10 protein-coding genes and 1 pseudogene are annotated in these 18,273 nt (G+C 58.6%); 10 read left to right on the top strand and 1 reads right to left on the bottom strand.

Annotated features, from left to right (window positions below; translation table 11 throughout):
• The first annotated feature begins 5 nt into the window (after positions 1-5).
• The 4 genes from K7R23_RS03625 to tldD all read left to right on the top strand — a co-directional run bounded on the left by K7R23_RS03625 (position 6) and on the right by tldD (position 7,537).
• A complete protein-coding gene (locus K7R23_RS03625) occupies positions 6-599 on the top strand; it encodes a Maf family protein (protein ID WP_012908469.1) in 594 nt (197 codons plus the stop codon).
• Positions 589-2,058 (top strand): ribonuclease G, encoded by a 1,470-nt coding sequence (rng, locus tag K7R23_RS03620; RefSeq protein ID WP_012908470.1) that lies wholly within the window; start codon positions 589-591, stop codon positions 2,056-2,058. The genes K7R23_RS03625 and rng overlap by 11 nt, the downstream gene beginning before the upstream one ends.
• A 93-nt stretch (positions 2,059-2,151) precedes the next feature.
• A complete protein-coding gene (gene yhdP, locus K7R23_RS03615; RefSeq protein WP_012908471.1) occupies positions 2,152-5,952 on the top strand; it encodes an AsmA2 domain-containing protein YhdP in 3,801 nt (1,266 codons plus the stop codon).
• 139 nt (positions 5,953-6,091) lie between these two features.
• A complete protein-coding gene (tldD, locus tag K7R23_RS03610) occupies positions 6,092-7,537 on the top strand; it encodes a metalloprotease TldD (RefSeq protein ID WP_012908472.1) in 1,446 nt (481 codons plus the stop codon).
• A gap of 204 nt (positions 7,538-7,741) precedes the next feature.
• Here the strand turns inward: tldD and aaeR are convergent, their stop codons facing one another.
• Positions 7,742-8,671: an HTH-type transcriptional activator AaeR gene (gene aaeR, locus K7R23_RS03605; protein WP_012908473.1), complete on the bottom strand. Its 930-nt coding sequence runs from the start codon at positions 8,669-8,671 to the stop codon at positions 7,742-7,744.
• A gap of 179 nt (positions 8,672-8,850) precedes the next feature.
• Between aaeR and aaeX the strand changes: the two genes are divergently transcribed.
• The 6 genes and pseudogenes from aaeX to K7R23_RS03575 all read left to right on the top strand — a co-directional run bounded on the left by aaeX (position 8,851) and on the right by K7R23_RS03575 (position 18,092).
• The gene (gene aaeX, locus K7R23_RS03600) at positions 8,851-9,054 is read left to right on the top strand and encodes a p-hydroxybenzoic acid efflux pump operon protein AaeX (RefSeq protein WP_000051841.1); all 204 of its coding nucleotides are present in this window, start codon (positions 8,851-8,853) and stop codon (positions 9,052-9,054) included.
• Positions 9,055-9,061: 7 nt separating this feature from the next.
• Positions 9,062-9,994, top strand: coding sequence for a p-hydroxybenzoic acid efflux pump subunit AaeA (aaeA, locus tag K7R23_RS03595; RefSeq protein ID WP_012908475.1), 933 nt, complete (start codon positions 9,062-9,064; stop codon positions 9,992-9,994).
• A gap of 5 nt (positions 9,995-9,999) precedes the next feature.
• Complete coding sequence (gene aaeB, locus K7R23_RS03590; RefSeq protein WP_012908476.1) at positions 10,000-11,967, top strand: p-hydroxybenzoic acid efflux pump subunit AaeB; 1,968 nt, start codon at positions 10,000-10,002, stop codon at positions 11,965-11,967.
• Positions 11,968-12,054: 87 nt separating this feature from the next.
• A complete protein-coding gene (locus tag K7R23_RS03585; protein ID WP_024133050.1) occupies positions 12,055-13,503 on the top strand; it encodes an NAD-dependent succinate-semialdehyde dehydrogenase in 1,449 nt (482 codons plus the stop codon).
• 27 nt (positions 13,504-13,530) lie between these two features.
• The gene (locus tag K7R23_RS03580; protein ID WP_012908478.1) at positions 13,531-13,803 is read left to right on the top strand and encodes a barstar family protein; all 273 of its coding nucleotides are present in this window, start codon (positions 13,531-13,533) and stop codon (positions 13,801-13,803) included.
• A 151-nt stretch (positions 13,804-13,954) separates the two neighbouring features.
• Positions 13,955-18,092, top strand: a pseudogene (locus K7R23_RS03575) (RHS element core protein).
• Positions 18,093-18,273 lie beyond the last annotated feature (181 nt).

The raw sequence follows: 18,273 nt of genomic DNA, 5'->3' as shown, positions 1-18,273 counted from the left end.
TATCTATGACGTCTTTGTACTTAGCTTCCGGCTCACCTCGCCGCCAGGAACTGCTTGGCCAGTTAGGCGTTGCTTTCGAACGTATCGTCACGGGGATCGAAGAAACCCGCGGCGAAGGGGAAAGTGCGCAGCAGTATGTGTCTCGTCTGGCGCGGGAAAAGGCGCAAGCAGGCGTGGCGCAGACCCCGCGCGATTTACCGGTGCTGGGCGCGGATACCATCGTGATCCTCAACGGGGAAGTGTTAGAGAAGCCGCTTGATGCCGGGCACGCCGCAACCATGCTGCGCAAATTGTCCGGGCAGACGCATCAGGTGATGACCGCCGTGGCGCTGGCTGACAGTCAGAATGTACTCGATTGTCTGGTCGTCACCGACGTCACCTTCAGAACGTTGACGGAGGCGGATATCGCTGGCTATATCGCCAGCGGCGAACCCATGGATAAAGCAGGTGCATACGGTATTCAGGGGCTGGGTGGCTGTTTTGTCAGGAAGATAAATGGCAGCTATCACGCCGTGGTCGGCTTACCGCTGGTTGAAACGTATGAGTTGTTGAGCAATTTTAACTCACTGCGTGAGAAAAGGGATAAACATGACGGCTGAATTATTGGTAAACGTAACGCCATCGGAGACCCGCGTGGCGTACATTGATGGCGGGATACTTCAGGAAATTCACATTGAGCGTGAGGCGCGACGCGGGATCGTAGGCAATATCTACAAAGGTCGGGTGAGCCGGGTACTGCCGGGTATGCAGGCGGCTTTTGTAGATATTGGGCTGGATAAAGCCGCATTTCTTCACGCTTCCGACATCATGCCGCACACCGAATGCGTGGCGGGGGACGAGCAAAAGCAGTTCACCGTACGGGATATTTCGGAGCTGGTGCGTCAGGGGCAGGATCTGATGGTGCAGGTGGTGAAAGATCCGCTCGGCACCAAAGGCGCGCGCCTGACAACCGATATTACCTTGCCTTCCCGCTATCTGGTTTTTATGCCCGGCGCATCGCACGTTGGCGTGTCTCAGCGTATCGAAAGCGAAGCCGAGCGCGAGCGGCTGAAAAGGGTGGTGGCGGATTACTGCGACGAGCAGGGCGGGTTTATCATCCGTACCGCGGCGGAAGGCGTGTGTGAAGAGGATCTGGCGTCCGATGCCGCCTACCTCAAGCGCGTGTGGACAAAAGTTATGGAGCGCAAAAAGCGCCCGCAGACGCGCTATCAGATGTACGGCGAGCTGGCGCTGGCGCAGCGCGTGCTGCGTGACTTTGCCGACGCGCAGCTGGACCGCATTCGCGTGGACTCCCGCCTGACCTATGAAGCGCTGCTGGAGTTTACCGCGGAATATATCCCGGAAATGACCAGCAAGCTGGAACATTACAGCGGGCGTCAGCCGATTTTCGATCTCTTTGACGTGGAAAATGAGATCCAGCGGGCGCTGGAGCGCAAGGTTGAGCTGAAATCCGGCGGCTATCTGATTATCGATCAAACCGAAGCGATGACCACCGTCGATATCAATACCGGCGCCTTCGTCGGCCATCGCAATCTTGATGACACCATTTTCAACACCAATATTGAAGCGACCCAGGCGATTGCGCGCCAGCTGCGGCTGCGCAATCTCGGCGGCATCATTATTATCGATTTTATCGACATGAATAATGAGGATCATCGCCGCCGGGTGCTGCACTCTCTTGAGCAGGCGCTGAGTAAAGACCGGGTCAAAACCAGCATTAACGGTTTTTCACAACTGGGGCTGGTGGAGATGACGCGTAAACGCACCCGTGAAAGCGTGGAGCATGTGCTGTGTAACGAGTGTCCTACCTGTCATGGCCGCGGCACGGTGAAAACGGTGGAAACCGTCTGCTATGAGATCATGCGTGAGATTGTACGGGTGCACCATGCCTACGATTCCGACCGCTTCCTGGTCTATGCTTCACCCGCAGTGGCGGAAGCCCTGAAAGGGGAAGAGTCGCACGCGCTGGCGGAAGTGGAAATTTTTGTCGGCAAGCAGGTCAAAGTGCAAATCGAACCGCTCTATAACCAGGAACAGTTCGACGTCGTCATGATGTGATCGTTTACCCAAGCCGGATAAGGCGTTCACGCCGCCATCCGCCCCCCTTTGCTTGCAGTTTGCGAGCCACTTTCAGGCAGACAGGAGAGACGCGTGAGGCGATTGCCGGGGATATTATTGCTGACTGGAGCCGCGCTCGTCGTCATCGTGGCGCTGCTGGTCAGTGGCCTGCGCCTTGCCCTGCCGCACCTCGATAGCTGGCGTCCCGCCATTCTCAGCAAGATTGAAGCCGCCACCGGCCTGCCCGTCGACGCCAGCCAGCTTTCCGCCAGCTGGCAAAATTTCGGTCCGACGCTGGAAGCGCGGGATATTCGCGCGCAGCTGAAAGACGGCGGCGAATTCTCGGTGAAGCGCGTGACCCTGGCGCTGGACGTCTGGCAAAGCCTGTTGCACCTGCGCTGGCAGTTTCGCGATTTGACCTTCTGGCAGTTGAACTTCCGCACCAACACGCCCATTGAGCGCGGTGACGGCGGCGAGGGTCTGGAAACCAGCCGTATCAGCGATCTTTTCCTGCGTCAGTTCGATCACTTCGATCTGCGCGACAGCCAGATCAGTTTTCTGACCCTCTCCGGCCAGCGTGCGGAACTGGCGATCCCCCAGCTTACCTGGCTTAACGGCAGAAACCGCCATCGCGCGGAGGGGCAGGTCAGCCTCTCCAGCCTGACCGGGCAGCACGGCGTGATGCAGGTGCGGATGGATCTGCGTGACGATGACGGTTTGCTGAATAATGGCCGCCTCTGGCTGCAGGCGGACGACATTGACGTCAAGCCATGGCTGGGCCGGTGGATGCAGGATAACGTGGCGCTGGAGAGTGCGCGCTTTAGCCTTGAAGGCTGGATGACCATCAGCAAAGGCGACATTGCCGGCGGCGATGTCTGGCTGAAAAAGGGCGGCGCAAGCTGGAAAGGCGAAAATCATACGCACACTCTCTCCGTCGATAATCTGACGGCGCATGTCAGCCGTGAACAGCCCGGATGGCAGTTCTCTATTCCGGACACCCGCATTACCGTGGATGGGAAGCGCTGGCCGAGCGGCGCGCTACAGCTTGCCTGGATCCCGGAACAGGAAGTGGGCGGGACGGACAATAAACGTAGCGATGAGCTGCGCATTCGCGCCAGCCATCTCGACTTAGCGGGCCTTGAGGGGCTGCGACCGCTGGCGGCGAAGCTTTCTCCCGCGCTGGTTGATGTCTGGCAGGCGACGCAACCGGAAGGAACGCTTGAAGCGCTGGCGCTGGATATACCGCTTGATGCCACCGAAAAGACCCGTTTTCAGGCTTCCTGGCGCGATCTGGCCTGGAAACAGTGGAAGCTGTTGCCGGGGGTAGAGCATTTTTCCGGAACGCTCTCCGGCAGCGTCGAGGACGGCAGGCTGACCGCCGCCATGAAGCAGGCGAAAATGCCTTACGAGACGGTCTTTCGCGCGCCATTGGAAATTGAAGACGGCGTCGCGACGTTAAGCTGGCTGAAGAATGACCACGGTTTTCAGCTGGACGGACGCGATATCGACGTGAAGGCGAAAGCGGTTCATGCCCGCGGCGGTTTCCGCTACCTGCAACCCGCCGGGGATGAACCCTGGCTGGGCATCCTCGCCGGGATCAGCACTGACGATGGCTCCCAGGCCTGGCGCTACTTCCCGGAAAACCTGATGGGGAAAGCGCTGGTGGACTACCTCAGCGGCGCGATTCAGGGCGGCGAAGCGGATAACGCGACGCTGGTTTACGGTGGCAACCCGCACCTGTTCCCGTACAAACATAATGAAGGTCAGTTTGAAGTGCTGGTGCCGCTGCGCAATGCGACATTCGCCTTCCAGCCCGGCTGGCCTGCGCTCACTAACCTGGACATTGAACTGGATTTCCTCAACGACGGTTTATGGATGAAGACCAATGGCGTCGATCTGGGCGGAGTAAAAGCCAGCAATCTGACGGCGGCGATCCCCGACTATTCAAAAGAAAAATTGCTGATCGACGCTGACATTAACGGTCCGGGGAGTGCGGTTGGCCCCTATTTTGACGACACGCCGCTGAAGGAGTCGCTTGGCGCGGCGCTGGAGCAGTTGCAGATCGACGGCGATGTGAATGCTCGCTTACATCTCGATATTCCGCTCGACGGCGAACAGGTCACCGCGAAAGGCGACGTCACGCTTCGCAACAACAGTCTGTTAATCAAACCGCTCGACAGCACGTTGGAAAACCTCAGCGGCAAATTCAGCTTTATCAATGGCGACCTGAAGAGCGGGCCGATGACGGCGAACTGGTTTAATCAGCCGTTGAACATCGGTTTCTCGACGACCCAGGGGGCCAGAGCGTATCAGGTCGCGGTCAATCTTGACGGGAACTGGCAGCCTGCCCGCACCGGCGTTCTGCCCGCGCAGGTGAACGACGCGCTCAGAGGGAGCGTGGCATGGAACGGCAAGGTGGGCATTGATCTGCCGTATCGCTCCGGCGCGACATGGAACGTTGAGCTTAACGGCGATCTGAAAAATGTGAGCAGTCACTTACCTGCGCCGCTGGATAAAAATGCCGGCGAGCCGCTTCCTGTCAACATCAAAGCCGACGGCGATCTGCGCGGCTTTACCCTGACCGGCAATGCCGGAAAAGAGAACCATTTCAACAGCCGCTGGCTGCTGAGTCAGAAACTGACGCTGGATCGCGCCATTTGGACCGCGGAGAGCCGGACCACGCCGCCGCTGCCGGAACAGCAGGGCGTTGAGTTGAATCTGCCCGCGATGGACGGTGCGGAATGGCTGGCGCTGTTTCAGAAAGGCGCGGTGGATAACGTCGCCAGCAGCACCAAATTGCCACAGCGGATTACGCTGCGCACGCCTGTGCTGACGCTGGGCGGACAGCGGTGGAATAACATGAGCATTGTCTCTGCCCCTGCACTGAGCGGAACGACCGTCGAAGCACAGGGACGAGAGATCAATGCGACGCTGGCGATGCGTAATAACGCCCCCTGGCTGGCGAACATTAAATATCTCTATTACAACCCCGCCACGACCAAAGCAACGCAGAGCAGCGCGCCCGCGTCGCCGTTTGCCGATGCCGGGCGGATAAGCTTCCGCGGCTGGCCCGATCTGCAGCTACGCTGCGGCGAATGCTGGCTGTGGGGGCAAAAATATGGACGCATTGACGCCGATTTCGCCATCAAAGGCGATACGCTGAACCTGAGCAACGGGGTGCTGGATACCGGCTTTGCCCGACTGACGGCGAACGGTCAGTGGGTGAACGCGCCCGGCAGCGAACGCACTTCAATCAAAGGAAAACTGCGCGGCAACAAGATAGACGCGGCGGCGGGGTTCTTTGGCGTCACCACGCCGATGCGCAACGCGTCGTTTAACGTTGATTACGATCTGCACTGGCGTAATCCGCCGTGGCAGCCGGAAGAGGCGTCGCTGAACGGCATCATCCGTACTCGCCTGGGCAAAGGCGAAATTGCGGATTTAAGCACCGGTCACGCTGGTCAACTGCTGCGACTGCTGAGCTTCGACGCGCTGCTGCGCAAGCTGCGTTTTGATTTCAGCGATACGTTTAACGAAGGCTTCTATTTTGATTCCATCCGCAGCACCGCGTGGATTAAAGACGGCGTGCTGCATACCGATGATACGCTGGTGGACGGTCTGGAGGCGGATATCGCCATGAAGGGATCGGTTAATTTGCTGCGCCGCGAACTGGACATCGAAGCGGTGGTGGCGCCGGAGATTTCCGCGACGGTGGGCGTGGCGGCCGCGTTTGCGGTTAACCCCATCGTCGGCGCGGCGGTGTTTGCCGCCAGTAAAGTGCTCGGGCCGCTGTGGAGCAAGGTTTCGATTCTTCGCTATCGGATCACCGGTCCGATCGATAAGCCGCAAATCAACGAGGTCCTGCGCCAGCCGCGCAATGAAAACGCGCAATGATTTGACGGCGGCGCGGAATTGCCCCACTCTCAGTACAGAGTACGGCTTGCGCTATGACCGCCGGATCAGCGTAGCGCCATCCGGCATAACGTTTTAGAAAGTCGCCCGTCCGGGCAGCAACCAACGAGTAGCAAAAACGATGAGTCTGAACCTGGTAAGTGAACAATTGCTTGCAGCGAACGGCCTGAAACATCAGGACCTGTTTACCATTCTCGGCCAACTGGCCGAACGCCGTCTCGATTACGGCGACCTCTATTTTCAGTCGAGCTATCACGAATCCTGGGTTTTAGAAGACCGCATCATTAAGGATGGTTCTTATAATATCGATCAGGGCGTGGGCGTTCGCGCCATCAGCGGCGAAAAAACCGGCTTTGCCTATGCCGATCAGATCAGCCTGCAGGCGCTTACGCAAAGCGCGCAGGCAGCGCGTACCATTGTGAGAGACAGCGGCGACGGGAAAGTGAAAACGCTGGGCGCGGTTGAGCATTCCGCCCTGTATACCGCCGTGGATCCGCTGCAGAGCATGTCCCGTGAGGAGAAGCTTGATATTCTGCGTCGCGTGGATAAAGCGGCGCGTGACGCCGACAAGCGGGTGCAGGAAGTGACTGCCAGCCTGACCGGTGTCTATGAGCTGATCCTTGTGGCGGCCACGGACGGAACGCTGGCGGCGGATGTCCGTCCGCTGGTGCGCCTTTCGGTCAGCGTGCTGGTGGAAGAAGACGGTAAACGCGAGCGCGGCGCCAGCGGCGGCGGCGGTCGTTTCGGCTATGAGTGGTTCCTCGCCGATCTCAATGGCGAAGTTCGCGCTGACGCATGGGCGAAAGAAGCGGTGCGCATGGCGCTGGTCAACCTGTCTGCCGTTGCCGCGCCTGCGGGCACGCTGCCGGTCGTGCTTGGCGCCGGCTGGCCGGGCGTTCTGCTGCATGAAGCGGTAGGACACGGTCTGGAGGGCGACTTTAACCGTCGCGGCACCTCGGTATTCAGCGGACAAATTGGCGAGCTGGTCGCTTCTGAACTGTGTACCGTGGTGGATGACGGCACGATGGTCGATCGCCGCGGTTCAGTGGCTATTGACGACGAAGGAACGCCAGGCCAGTACAACGTGCTGATTGAAAACGGTATACTGAAAGGTTACATGCAGGACAAGCTGAATGCGCGTCTGATGGGCGTTGCGCCAACCGGTAACGGGCGTCGTGAATCCTACGCGCATCTGCCGATGCCGCGTATGACCAACACCTACATGCTGGCGGGCAACTCCACGCCGCAGGAGATTATTGAATCCGTTGAATATGGCATCTACGCACCGAACTTTGGCGGCGGCCAGGTGGATATCACCTCCGGTAAGTTTGTCTTCTCCACCTCGGAAGCGTACCTGATCAAAAACGGAAAGGTGACGAAGCCGGTGAAAGGCGCGACGCTGATCGGCTCCGGCATTGAGGCGATGCAGCAGATTTCGATGGTGGGCAACGATCTGAAGCTGGATAACGGCGTCGGCGTCTGCGGCAAAGAGGGCCAGAGCCTGCCGGTTGGCGTTGGTCAGCCGACGTTGAAGGTCGATAACCTGACCGTTGGCGGCACCGCCTGATTAACAGCCCGTATGTGCCGGATGGCAACGCGTTACGCTCTTACTCCATACCCGATAAGTTGTAGGCCCGATAAGCGTCAGCGCCATCGGGCATGGCGCGCCGGCTGGCAACGCGTTCCGCTTTACCCGGCCAGCAATGGCGCATTTACTCCAGGCCCGATAAGCGACAGCGCCATCGGGCAAGGCGCGCCGGCTGACAATCCGTCACTTCTCTTTCCCCCGACCGTACATCCCCTTAAATAACTGCGCCACGTCGACGAAATAATCCGTCAGATAGTTAATCACTACCTGCACCTTGAGCGGCAGCTTGTCTTTCTCGGTGTATAGCGCATAAACCGGTCGCGGATCGGACTGATAGCGGGGCAATAAGATCTCCAGCTCGCCGCGATTGATCTCATTGATCACCCACATCAGCGGTACGTAGGCGACGCCCGCGCCAGCGGTCAGCCAGCGGCTGATGGTCATCGGATCGTTGGTGACAAAACGGCCCTGTGGAATGAGGCGCGTGGAAATGCCTTCCGGGGCGATCAGTTCAAATTCGTTGTCCGGACGCACGCTGTACTCCAGCCAGGAGTGGTTGGCAAGGTCGGCTGGCTTTTCCGGTATACCGTACTGCGCGAGATAGCTTTTGGCGGCGCAGACCACCATCGGCATGGCACCCAGACGGCGGGAAAACAGGCTGGAATCCTGCAACGCGCCCACGCGGATCACCACGTCCAGCCCGTCGGCGATCAGATCCGGCGCCGGGATCCCGGTCACCAGGTTGACCGTCAGGCCGGGATACTCTTTGAGCATTGTTGCCGTCAGTCCGGCGAGGACATTTTGCGCCATCGTTGAAGAACAACCGATACGCAGCGTGCCGATAGGCGTGTTGTTAAACGCATAAAGTTGCTCATGCACATCCTGCACTTCGTGCAGCATCCGCCGACAGCCCTGATAATAAATTTTTCCGGCTTCGGTCAGGCCAATGCTGCGCGTACTGCGGTTCAGCAGCTTTACCTGAAGCTCATCTTCCAGCTTCGCCACGGTCTGGCTGATGGAGGAAACGCTCATTTGTAACTGCCTGGCGGCGGCGGTGAAAGAACCAAACTCCACCACTTTGGCAAACACCGTCATTCGCTTTAATCGTTCCATTATTCACTCTGGCTTAAAAGTGATTTAGATCACATATCATAGATAACAGCATAACAGTTAAGCTAATATATTATTATTCAAATAACGGCTGTGTCGCACTCGCCTGGCTTTCCATGCCCCTCTTCGGTGACACAGACTAAAATATGTATCGCCTGCACTCTCAAAAATTCAAGGTCAACATGAGTCTCTTTCCCGTTATCGTGGTGTTTGGTTTGTCCTTCCCACCGATATTTTTTGAATTGCTTCTGTCACTGGCGATTTTCTGGCTGGTACGTCGGGTGCTGGTGCCCACGGGCATCTATGATTTTGTCTGGCATCCGGCGTTGTTTAATACCGCGCTGTATTGCTGTCTCTTTTACTTAATATCGCGCCTGTTCGTTTGAGGTTGAAGTGAAAACGTTAACAAGAAAACTCTCCCGTACGGCCATTACCCTCGTTCTGGTCATCCTGGCATTTATCGCTATTTTTCGCGCCTGGGTCTATTACACCGAATCGCCGTGGACGCGCGACGCGCGCTTCAGCGCCGACGTGGTTGCCATCGCGCCGGATGTTTCCGGGCTGATTACCCACGTCGAGGTGCATGATAATCAGCTGGTGAAGAAAGATCAGGTGCTGTTTACCATCGACCAGCCGCGCTATAAAAAAGCGCTGGAAGAGGCGGAAGCCGACGTTGCCTACTACCAGGTATTGGCGCAGGAAAAACGTCAGGAGGCCAGTCGCCGTAACCGTCTTGGCGTGCAGGCGATGTCGCGTGAAGAGATAGACCAGGCGAATAACGTGCTGCAAACCGTCCTGCATCAGCTTGCTAAAGCGCAGGCGACCCGCGATCTGGCAAAACTGGATCTTGAGCGTACCGTGATTCGCGCTCCGGCCGACGGCTGGGTGACCAACCTCAACGTCTATACCGGCGAGTTTATCACCCGCGGCTCCACCGCCGTGGCGTTGGTGAAAAAGAACTCCTTCTACGTGCTGGCCTATATGGAAGAGACCAAGCTTGAAGGCGTGCGTCCGGGCTATCGCGCGGAAATTACCCCGCTCGGCAGCAATACGGTGCTGAAAGGTACGGTAGACAGCGTGGCGGCGGGCGTCACCAACGCCAGCAGCACGCGCGACGACAAAGGAATGGCGACCATTGATTCTAACCTTGAATGGGTGCGTCTGGCGCAGCGTGTGCCGGTGCGCATTCGTCTCGACAGCCAGCAGGAGAACCTGTGGCCCGCCGGAACTACCGCGACCGTGGTGGTCACCGGTGAACGGGATCGGGATGCCAGTAACGACTCCTTCTTTCGTAAAATGGCGCACCGCCTGCGCGAGTTTGGTTAATCGCAATGGGCATTTTTTCTATTGCCAACCAGCATCTCCGCTTTGCGGTAAAACTGGCGAGCGCCATCGTTCTGGCTCTGTTTGTTGGCTTTCACTTCCAGCTTGAGACGCCGCGCTGGGCGGTGCTGACAGCTGCGATCGTCGCCGCAGGGCCAGCCTTTGCCGCGGGCGGCGAACCCTATTCCGGCGCCATCCGCTATCGTGGGATGTTACGTATTGCCGGGACGTTTATCGGCTGCGTCGCCGCGCTGGTGATCATCATGACGATGATCCGCGCGCCGCTGCTGATGATTCTGGTGTGCTGCATCTGGGCGGGATTTTGTACCTGGGTGTCGTCGCTGGTGCGCATCGAGAACTCCTATGCGTGGGGGCTGTCGGGCTATACGGCGCTGATTATCGTCATTACCATCCAGCCAGAACCGCTGCTGACGCCGCAGTTCGCCGTTGAGCGCTGTAGCGAGATTGTCATCGGGATTGTCTGCGCCATCATGGCGGATCTGCTGTTCTCCCCGCGATCCATCAAACAGGAAGTGGATCGCGAACTGGATAGCCTGCTGGTGGCGCAATATCAGCTGATGCAGCTATGCATTAAGCATGGCGACAGAGAAGAGGTGGATCAGGCCTGGGGCGATCTGGTGCGCCGGACCACGGCGCTGGAAGGGATGCGCAGCAACCTGAATATGGAGTCATCGCGCTGGACGCGCGCTAACCGTCGCCTGAAGGCGATTGACACCCTTTCGCTGACCATGATTACCCAGTCTTGTGAAACGTATCTGATCCAGAATACGCGACCGGAAGCGATCACTGATACCTTCCGTGAATTCTTTGAAACACCGGTTGAAACGGCGCAGGAGGTGCATAAGCAGCTCAAGCGCCTGCGTCGGGTGATTGCCTGGACCGGCGAGCGCGATACGCCCGTTACGCTTTATACCTGGGCCGGAGCGGCGACGCGTTACCTGCTGCTTAAGCGCGGGGTAATTGGCAATACTAAAATCAGCGCCACCGAAGAGGAGATCCTGGAGGGCGAGCCGGTGGTGAAGGTGGAATCTGCTGAACGCCATCATGCGATGGTGAACTTCTGGCGTACCACGATTTCCTGCGTGCTGGGCACATTGTTCTGGCTGTGGACCGGCTGGACCTCCGGCAACGGGGCGATGGTCATGATTGCGGTCGTCACCTCGCTCGCTATGCGGTTGCCGAATCCGCGGATGGTTGCCATCGACTTTATTTACGGCACCCTTGCCGCGCTGCCGCTGGGGGCGCTCTACTTCCTGGTGATCCTCCCCAACACTCAGCAAAGTATGCTGCTGCTGTGCCTGAGCCTTGCGGTGCTTGGCTTCTTTCTGGGTATTGAAGTGCAGAAGCGGCAGCTGGGGTCGATGGGGGCGCTGGCCAGCACCATTAACATCATCGTGCTGGATAACCCGATGACCTTTCATTTCAGCCAGTTCCTCGACAGCGCCTTAGGGCAAATTGTGGGCTGCGTGCTGGCATTTCTGGTCATCCTGCTGGTGCGGGATAACTCCCGCGATCGCACAGGACGGGTGCTGCTGAATCAGTTTGTCTCGGCGGCGGTATCGGCAATGACCACTAACGTCGTGCGACGGAAAGAGAACCATCTGCCGGCGCTGTACCAGCAGCTGTTTTTACTGATGAACAAATTCCCCGGCGACCTGCCGAAGTTCCGTCTTGCCCTGACGATGATTATCGCTCACCAGCGCCTGCGCGACGCGCCCATCCCGGTAAATGACGACCTGTCGGCGTTCCATCGCCAGCTGCGGCGCACTGCGGATCACGTGATTTCCGCCAGCAATGACGATAAGCGCCGCCGCTATTTTGCACAGTTGCTGGACGAACTGGATATCTATCAGGAAAAACTGCGGATCTGGGAAGCGCCGCCGCAGGTGACAGAGCCGGTGAGGCGTCTGGTGGTAATGCTGCACAAATACCAGCAGGCTTTGACCGACAGCTAATCAGAAAACCGACGCCGAAAGCGTCGGTTTTTTTATGGCTATACTTATCGACGTGCGCAAACCATGACATCGAAAGGAGAAAACACCATGCAAACGCTCCAGGAGAACGAACTGTTTCAGACGGGATATCTGGTTGATGGGCTGTGGAAAACGCTGGATACCACTTTTGATGTCCTTAACCCGGCGACCGGTGAAACGATCGCGAAGGTGGCAAAAGCGGGCAAACAGCAGACCGAAGAGGCGATAGCCGCCGCCAGCAAGGCCTTTCCCGGCTGGCGGGCGAAAACGGCGAAAGAGCGCTCGGCGATTCTGTATCGCTGGTATGAACTGATTATTGAAAATAAAGCCTGGCTGGCGCGTCTGATGACCACAGAGCAGGGCAAGCCGTTAAAAGAGGCGGAGGGTGAAGTTGAGTACGCCGCCAGCTTTATCCAGTGGTTTGCGGAACAGGCGAAACGCGCCAATGGCGAAATCATCCCGCCGATCAAGCCGGGGTCACGTATTCTGGCCACGCGCGAACCGGTTGGCGTAGTAGCGGCCATCACGCCGTGGAATTTCCCGATGGCGATGCTGACGCGAAAACTCGGCCCGGCGCTGGCGGCTGGCTGTACCGGCGTTATTAAACCCGCCAATAACACGCCTCTCAGCGCTTTTGCGCTGCTTACCCTGGCGAAGAAAGCGGGCGTGCCGGATGGCGTCTTAAACGCCGTGGCGGGAAATACGCAGGAGATCAGCGACGCGATTATGGCCAGCCATGAAGTGCGTAAAATTTCCTTTACCGGTTCGACGGCGGTAGGGAAAACGCTGGTGCGTAACGCGGCGGAAACCATGAAGAAGGTGTCAATGGAGCTTGGCGGCAATGCGCCATACATCGTCTTTGACGATGCCGATATCGATGCCGCCGTACAGGGGGCGATCGCCAATAAATTCCGTAACGCCGGGCAGGTGTGCGTCAGCGTCAATCGCTTTTATATTCAGGAAACGGTATACGACGAATTCACCCGCAAGCTGGCCGACGCCGTGCAGGCGCTGAAGGTGGGCAACGGTCTGGAGGATGGCGTGGTGGTCGGTCCGCTTATCGAGCCGTCTGCGGTCGATAAAGTGCGTGAACACGTTGAGGATGCGGTAGCGAAAGGGGCGAAAGTGCTGGCTGGCGGCCAGGCGCATGCGTCAGGCGGCAACTTCTGGCAGCCGACGGTGCTGGGCGAGTGCAGCGACGGGATGAAACTGGCGAGCGAAGAAACCTTCGGCCCGGTTGCCGCCTGCTTCCGCTTTACCAGCGAAGAGGAGGTGATCCAGCGGGCGAACAACACGCCGTTTGGCCTCGCCGCCTACTTTTATTCGCAAAACCTGCAGCGGGTGTTCCGCGTCTCTCAGGCGATTGAAAGCGGCATGATCGGCATTAACGAGTGCGCGGTGTCCACTGAACTGGGGCCGTTTGGCGGCGTGAAGGAGTCAGGGCTGGGACGTGAAGGATCGGTGCTGGGGCTGGACGAATTTCTGGAAGTGAAAACCCTGCATATTGGCGGCCTGTAGTCAGTAATGCCGGGAGGGTGGCGACAGATGAACATCTATACATTTGATTTTGATGAAATTGAGGATCAGAACGACTTCTATCGGGAGTTTACGCAGATGTTCGGCCTGGACAACGAAAAGGTGAACGACCTCGACGCGTTATGGGACATCGTGATGAGTGAAAAGCTACCGCTTCCGCTGGAGATCGAATTTGTTCATCTCCCCGACAAACTGCGCAGACGCTACGGCGCGCTGATTTTGCTGTTTGATGAGGCGGAAGAAGAACTGGAAGGGCAGTTGCGGTTTAACGTCCGCCATTGAGCTATAAAAAGGTTCATCGCAAATTAGCGTGAACCTTTTCTTTTTTGTTTGGACAATTTCCTAATTTACCCCAGGTTGCATGCGTACCGCTGTTTTCTGTCTTTATACAGTATAAGTTATAAATCCATTTATCTTACATAGGGATATGGTGATGAGCGGAAAACCGGCGGCCCGTCAGGGCGACATGACACAGTACGGCGGGCCGATAGTTCAGGGTTCCGCAGGCGTGTTTATCGGCGCGCCCACCGGTGTGGCCTGCTCGGTCTGCCCCGGCGGCATCACCTCCGGCTCGCCGGTTAATCCCCTGTCGGGCGCCAAAGTGCTGCCCGGCGAAACGGACCTCGCCCTGCCCGGCCCGCTGCCGTTTGTCCTTTCCCGCACCTACAGCAGTTATCAGACGAAAACGCCTGCGCCTGTGAGTGTCTTCGGTCCCGGCTGGAAAGCCCCTGCTGATATCCGCCTGCAGCTTTCTGATGACGAACTTATCCTTAACGATAACGGCGGGCGCAGCATTCGCTTTGAGCCACTGTTCCCCGGTGAGACCGCCTTCAGCCGCAGCGAGTCGTTCTGGCTGGCCCGCGGCGGCGTCCTGAAGCTGCATGAGAGCAACCCGCTGCACCGCCTGTGGCAGGCCCTGCCGGAGGAGATTCGCTTAAGCCCGCACATTTACCTTGCCACGAACAGCGCGCAGGGGCCGTGGTGGATACTGGGCTGGCCTGAGCGGGTGCCGGAGGCGGATGAGGTGCTGCCCGCCCCGCTGCCGCCGTACCGGGTGCTGACCGGGCTGGCGGACCGCGCCGGGCGCACGCTCAGTTTTCACCGGGAGGCCGCCGGTGAATTCACCGGCTGCATCACCGCCGTGACCGACGGCGCAGGCCGCTGTTTCAGGCTGGTACTGACCACGCAGGCGCAGCGGGCGCAGGCGGCGCCAGGGCGGCGGACTGGCCGCAGACGGTGCCGGTTTCCGGCTACGGCGCGGACAGCGGTATCCGCCTGGAGGCGGTGTGGCTGACGCATGACCCGCAATACCCGGACAACCTGCCCGCCGCGCCGCTGGCGCGTTATGAATACACCCCGCGCGGGGAGCTGGCGGCGGTGTATGACCGGGGCGGCGTCCGGGTGCGTCAGTTTGAATACGACCCGCAGCATCCGGGACGGATGTGCGCGCACCGGTACGCCGGACGCCCGCCGGTCAGCTATCTTTACGACACCGCCCTTTACGACACCGCCGGCCGGGTGGTGGAGCAGCGTAACCCGGCGGGCCTGAGCTACCGCTACCGGTATGACAGGAACAGCGTCGTGATTACCGACAGCCTGAACCGCCGCGAAGTGCTGCACACGGAAGGCGAAGGCGGCCTGAAGCGGGTGGTGAAGAAGGCGCTGGCGGACGGCGGCTGTGTCCTCAGTGACCATGATAACGCGGGCCGCCTGCTGGCGCAGACTGACGCCACAGGGCGCAGGACAGAATACCGGATGAATGCCGGCTCCGGCCTGGTGACGGAAATTGTCACGCCTGACGGCCGGTCCGTGCGGTTCAGCTATAACGACCGGCACCAGCTCATCTCCTCCACCGGGGCGGACGGCCTGCGCAGCCGGCGGGAATATGACGACCGGGGACGGCTGACGGCAGGGACCTCCCGTCAGGGCGACACCACCCGCTGGTTTTATGATAATCCGGACAGTGAGCTGCCCTGCGCTGTGGAAGACGCCACCGGCAGCCGCAGGACGATGACCCGCAACCGTTACGGCCAGGTGCTGACCGTCACCGACTGTTCGGGATATGAAACCCGTTATGAGTATGACCGCTTCGGGCAGACCACAGCGGTTCACCATGAGGAAGGGCTGAGCGTTTACCAGGATTACGATAACCGGGGCAGACTCATCAGCCGGAAGGATATACAGGGCCGGGAGACGCGTTACGAATACAGCATCGCGGGCGACCTGACCGCCATCATTCATCCGGACGGCCGCCGCCATGAAACGCGTTATGACGCGGCGGGACAGCCGGTCAGCCTGAGCGCAGGCGGCCTGACGCGGCAGATAACATACGATGCTGCCGGGCGCGTCACCGCGCTGACGAATGAAAACGGCGCTGTCACCACGTTGACTACGACGTCATGGACCGGCTGACGGAAGAGTGCGGCTTTGACGGCCGGACACAGCGTTACGGATATGACCCCGGCGGACAGCCTGTCCGCAGCGAAGAGGGCTCCCTCATCACCCTCTGGCATTACGATGCCTCCGGTCGCCTGACGCACAGCACGGTGAACGGTGAGGAGGCTGAACGCCGGCTGTACGATGAGCGCGGCTGGCTGACGGAAATCAGCCACCTCAGCGACGGCCACCGGGTCGCCGTTCACTACGGCTATGATGATAAAGGCCGGATGCGCAGCGAGCGACAGACCGTCCACGCCCCGCAGACAAATGAACTGCTGTGGGAGCACGTCACGCAGCACGATTACCGGAACGGACTGGCGACCAGAACCACCCCTGACCACCTGCCGCCGGTGGAATGGCTGACCTACGGCAGCGGTTATCTGGCGGGGATGAAGCTCGGCGACACGCCGCTCACCGACTTCACCCGCGACCGCCTGCACCGGGAGACGCTGCGCAGCTCCGGGGCATACGAACTGGCCAGCACGTACAGCGCAGGCGGGCAGCTGCAGGGTCATACGCTGAATATAACGGAACTGAACCGGGAATACGCCTGGAGCGACGGCGGAGAGCTGGTGAGTATCCGCGGTCCCCTGCAGCAGCGGCAGTACCGGTACGACGACGCGGGACGGCTGAATCAGGTATTCCTGACCGCCACAGAAACGACAGCAGACTGGCTGACCGACCCGGCGGGCAACCGCATTGCGGACCGGCAACAATACCCGGCGCTGCCCGCAACATGGCCGGATAACCGTATCACTGAGGACAGCCACTGGTTTTACCATCACGATGAACACGGCAGGCTGACGGAGAAGGACGAGCGGCGCATCCGCGACGGCGGCAGCCTCAGCCACCATTATCATTACGATACCCGGCACCGGCTGGTGCGTTATGTCCGCATGCAGCAGGGACAGACGCGGCTGGAAAGCCGCTACCTGTATGACCCTGTGGGCCGCCGCACAGGCAAACGGGTATGGCGAAGCCCGGGCGGGAAAGACCGCCCGTCCCTCAGCCACACGCCGGAGGTGACGTGGTACGGTTATGACGGCGACAGGCTGGTGACCACACAGACGGCAGACCGCCGTGTGCAGACGGTATACATGCCGGGCAGCTTCACGCCGCTGCTCAGGGCCGAAACGGAACTGGCGGAGCTGGAGAAGGCCGCCGCACACCGCACGCTGGCGCAGAAGCTCCAGCAGGAGGCGAACATGACGTTCGTGCCGGAGCTGGTAATGATGCTGGACGTGCTGGAGGGGGAGCTGCGGCGCGGAGAAGTCAGCGAGCCGAACCGGCAGTGGCTGGCGCAGTGCGGGCTGACGCCGGAGCAGATGAAGAACCAGACGGAGCCGGAGTACGTGCCGCGGCGTAAAATCCACCTGTACCACTGCGACCACCGGGGCCTGCCGCTGGCGCTGATACGCCGGGACGGAGGGACGGCCTGGCAGGCGGAATATGATGAATGGGGCAACGTGCTGCGGGAGGATAACCCGGAGGGGCTGGAGCAGCTCATCCGCCTGCCGGGGCAGCAGTACGATGAGGAGACAGGGCTGTACTATAACCGTCACCGGTATTATGACCCGCAGCAGGGACGGTATATTACGCAGGATCCGACTGGACTAAGGGGAGGATGGAACCCGTATACCTATCCGCTCAGCCCTGTGCTGAATATCGATCCGCTGGGATTAAGTGGATTGAGTGCGTTAGAGCCCTTGCTGAATCAACCGGGCATGAAAGATGCTTATAATTGTGCCGTAACTCAATATGAGAATTCACTTCCGAAACCCGTATCTGAGTGGAAATTTATTAGATGGGATGAAATTAAAGGTGAGACATTTTATAGTAGCTATGTAAATATAAATGCAATATGTGAAGATGAGTTCGGTAATACAAAATCAGTTAATGCTAAAACTTTCCAGACAGGTTTATTTACCATAAATGAAATTGAAGCAGGAAGAGGAATACCTGATAGCGGGGAAGATCTTTCGGATATGGCAACAGCTACGGATTCTGCTATTGATAGTATCAAAGGTCTCATAGATGCTCACTCCAGAGCAGTAACGTGTGGTTCCAAAAGTAATTATGCTTGTTTTGATAAGCAAATAGAGTTAGGGAAAAAATTATGTGGACAAAAATAGTGTGGTTAAAATATGAAGCGGATAAATAAGATTTCAGAGTTGCCTTGTAAAATAGGAACCTTATTAACTTATTGTATATGTATAAACTTTTTTTTATTTACGAGAAATGTTTTGCAGATTGTGTATTGGTATTGCTTCAGCGATTCGAATAAAGGGGTGTTGCTATTAAGTATTTTGAGGC

Source organism: Citrobacter rodentium NBRC 105723 = DSM 16636, from assembly GCF_021278985.1.
GTDB classification, from domain to species: Bacteria; Pseudomonadota; Gammaproteobacteria; order Enterobacterales; family Enterobacteriaceae; genus Citrobacter_A; species Citrobacter_A rodentium.
Note: the sequence above shows the minus strand (reverse complement) of the source record. Positions and strands in the feature narration are given on the sequence as shown.